The 3,456-nt window shown below is 39.4% G+C and carries 4 protein-coding genes and 1 pseudogene; 2 read left to right on the plus strand and 3 right to left on the minus strand.

Going from position 1 to position 3,456, the window contains the following annotated elements; all coding sequences use genetic code 11:
- The 3 genes and pseudogenes from RYM16_RS08835 to RYM16_RS08845 form a co-directional block, all read right to left on the minus strand.
- Window positions 1-410, minus strand: a pseudogene (locus RYM16_RS08835) (diguanylate cyclase); the annotation flags it as partial.
- Between the two features lie 150 nt (window positions 411-560).
- Window positions 561-902, minus strand: a complete 342-nt coding sequence (locus RYM16_RS08840) for an energy transducer TonB (RefSeq protein ID WP_265139088.1) — start codon at window positions 900-902, stop codon at window positions 561-563.
- A gap of 10 nt (window positions 903-912) precedes the next feature.
- Window positions 913-1,290: an energy transducer TonB gene (locus tag RYM16_RS08845; RefSeq protein WP_009351964.1), complete on the minus strand. Its 378-nt coding sequence runs from the start codon at window positions 1,288-1,290 to the stop codon at window positions 913-915.
- Window positions 1,291-1,716: 426 nt separating this feature from the next.
- On the opposite strand from RYM16_RS08845, the gene RYM16_RS08850 reads away from it, so the two are divergent.
- Window positions 1,717-2,658 (plus strand): metal ABC transporter solute-binding protein, Zn/Mn family, encoded by a 942-nt coding sequence (locus tag RYM16_RS08850; protein ID WP_287521573.1) that lies wholly within the window; start codon window positions 1,717-1,719, stop codon window positions 2,656-2,658.
- A gap of 163 nt (window positions 2,659-2,821) precedes the next feature.
- The coding region (locus RYM16_RS08855) for an ABC transporter ATP-binding protein (protein ID WP_314983381.1) at window positions 2,822-3,456 on the plus strand (635 nt) is incomplete at its 3' end.

A 3,456-nucleotide genomic window follows, 5' to 3' on the forward strand; every position in this document is an offset into this window, starting at 1 on the left:
CTCCATTGCGCTAACGAATCAAAGATACCAAGCCATGGGTTCTTAATAAACTTCTCTTGCTTTAATAATTCATCTGCTTCAAGAGCGACCTTTTCAACAGCATTGATTTCTTCTAAGTACACCCACAACGGATGATTTTCTGGATACTCATTTTCTGCGCGAACTAATACGCCATCAAACAAGTTCAATAGGTCATCCATCTTATCTAGGATTTCTTCATCCTTGTAAACACCTTTTAAACTTTGCTCTGCATAAGCAAACTCATCAGGTGTGCAAGTGCCTAATTTTTCTTTCAAAATACGATTGCCTTCTTCTAAGGACAATTTTCCGTCTAAATAATCTTCTTTAACAGATACAATAATTCGGTAGCGTTCATTGTTAATATCTAGCTTTTGTTTTAATGGATTCATATGTATATACCTCCAAGGGCTAATTGATGATTATACTTTTATTATATCATTTTGAAAGTAATTTTCAGTAGCTACAGATACAGTTTTATTATTTTGTAAAAATTTCACACAAAAAGCACCCATACCATGTACGAGTGCTTTTATTAGATATTAAAAATCAATATATTCAGTTTTAGAAGATGCTACCGGATTACCATTAGAGTCTGTAGCAGGATTAAATCGCCATGTAGAAATAGTTTCAACGAGAGCCGCATCAACAGCGCTAGATCCACTAGATGCTACAATCTCAATATCCCCTACAGAGCCGTCTTCATTGATGGTAAAACGTACATCTGCACCATGAACAGCACCGCTATAACCGGCAAGAACCGCTTGGTCTACAGCTGGCGTAGATACCGCTGTAGGCGGTTGATAAGGCGCCGCCAATACAGAGGCCACCAAACCAGTTACAAACAATGCGCTCAACATTGTACAACGCAACACTTTATTCATCATTATCTCCTTATTTAGCTGTTACAGCATGCTTAGGCAGAGTAATTGTCATCCCAATAATAGATTCATGAGCCTTTTGATCCGTGCCGATAGCAGGTGTGAATTTCCACTGCATGATTGCTTTTTTTACTGCTTCATCAACAGGAGCATAACCAGAGGAGCGTTCAACGAAAACATTTTTAACATTCCCTTTTTTATCAATCAAGAAGCGTACGCGCATATCTGGTGACACCGTAGCCGTTTGAGGAATCTCAGGCAACTCAGGTTTTACAATATGAACCTCTCTTGGAGATTCTAAGAACTTTGCCGCATCAGCTGTATAATTACCTAACATGCCGAAAGATGCAACGAGTACAGCTGCAGCAGTGTATCGGAATAATTTATTCATAATAAGCCTCCTTATTCATTTTGTCTATGCATAATATCATACTAAATAAAGATGAATATTTAAAGAATAAATTATTATTGATAAAATTTCTCATTTATGATATATTGATTTCAAGATAACTGTTCGGACTTACATATCAGGTTGATATGACAAAAAATTACACAAAGGAGGTTCATCATGAGACGTAGAAAGCGTATTCAAATGAAGGTCATGATGGTACTTGGTATCGTTGCCCTCATTGGGCCAAACCATCTACAATCTCTCATCCCTTAACAATTGTGACCTTAGCAGAAGACCGTATAACTGCCACTAGCCGCTACGTTAGTAGTGGCTATTTTTCCGCTTAAATAAGGGTAGATTGTATCACTTATGTATTAACAAGATAACTAAAGTTTTTAACGCTGTACCTATAAAAGGAGGTTTATTATGAAATTTAATCGAATCTTACTAATTGTCGTATCATTAGCACTTATGTTATTCGCATTAGCAGGCTGTGGAAAAGATGCAGCCCAAGACAATCAGAAAAAATTAAATGTTGTAGCTACTACTACAATGTTAACAGATTTAGTAAAAGAAATTGGCGGTGATCATGTATCCGTCCAAGGACTCATGGGACCTGGCGTAGACCCTCACCTCTACCAAGCTAGCGCCGGCGATGTAACAACTATGTCTAAGGCAGATGTTGTGGTGTACAACGGCATTCACTTAGAAGGTAAAATGGGTTCCATTTTCGACAATTTAACAAAACAAAATAAAGCTACTATCCGCGTATCCGACGCTATTGATCCAGCCACTCTACTCGACTTTGATGAAGAAGATGGCGTGAAAACTAAAGACCCTCATATTTGGTTCGATGTAGCTAACTGGAAACTTGCTGCCAAAGCAGTTTACGAAGGTCTTGCGAAAGCAGATCCAGCTCACAAAGAGGATTTCAAAAAACGCTATGATGCATACCTCACTAAATTAGATGAAACAGATGCATATATTAAAGCACAAGCAGAATCTATTCCTAAAGAATCTCGCGTTCTCGTAACAGCACACGATGCCTTCCAATACTTTGCTCGCGCTTATGGCTTTGAAGTAAAAGGTTTGCAAGGTGTAAGTACTGCTACAGAAGCTGGCACACAAGATGTGAATGAACTTGTTCAATTTATCGTAGATCACAAAATTAAAGCGATCTTCGTAGAATCTTCTGTACCACACAAAACCATTGAAGCCGTTCAAGAAGCAGCTAAGGCTAAAGGCTGGAACGTTGCTATCGGTGGCGAATTATACTCCGACTCCCTCGGTTCTGAAGGCACTGAAGGCGGCACATATATTGGCATGGTAAAAGCTAACATCGATACCATCGTTAAAGCACTTAAATAAACAATGATTTGATTAACTTAATCAAATACGACAAAGTAAATTTACAGGTCTGGTTACAGTTCGGACTTATGACTTAGATAGTTTTAAATATACTTTGTTATTGTAAGTACAAGCGCTACTAGCAATATCAGCTAGTAGCACTTATTAATAGAAGGAGGTCTCTATGGAATGGGCTGTTGAAGTTGAAGATATGACCGTAGCTTATACGACAAAACCCGTACTATGGGACGTAGATATGAAGGTACCTATCGGTTCCTTAGCGGCTATCGTCGGCCCTAATGGAGCCGGTAAATCTACATTATTAAAGGCCATGTTAGGTCTATTAACAGTTATCTCAGGTAGTGTTAAGTTTTATATCGACCACCACCTTGCAATGGACAAAAAGGATTACAAGAAAATCGCCTATGTACCTCAAAGCGGTAGCGTAGACTGGGACTTTCCTACTACCGTATTAGACGTTGTACTTATGGGCCGCTATGGTCATCTAGGTTGGTTCAAACGACCAAGTAAAAAGGATAAGGAGCTGGCCCTCTCCATGATTGAAAAAATGGGCATGAGCGACTATGTAAATAGGCAAATTCGTCAACTTTCAGGGGGTCAACAACAGCGTGTGTTCCTCGCGAGAGCCCTCGTACAAGAGGCAGATATTTATCTCATGGACGAGCCTTTCAAGGGCGTCGACAAAACGACGGAGCACGCCATTATCTCCCTTTTACAAGAAATGAAAGCCCGTGGCAAAACGGTCATCGTCGTACACCACGATTTAAATACGGTACCTCAATATTTCGACTGGGTAAC

This window comes from uncultured Veillonella sp. (genome assembly GCF_963524655.1).
Classification (GTDB): domain Bacteria; phylum Bacillota; class Negativicutes; order Veillonellales; family Veillonellaceae; genus Veillonella.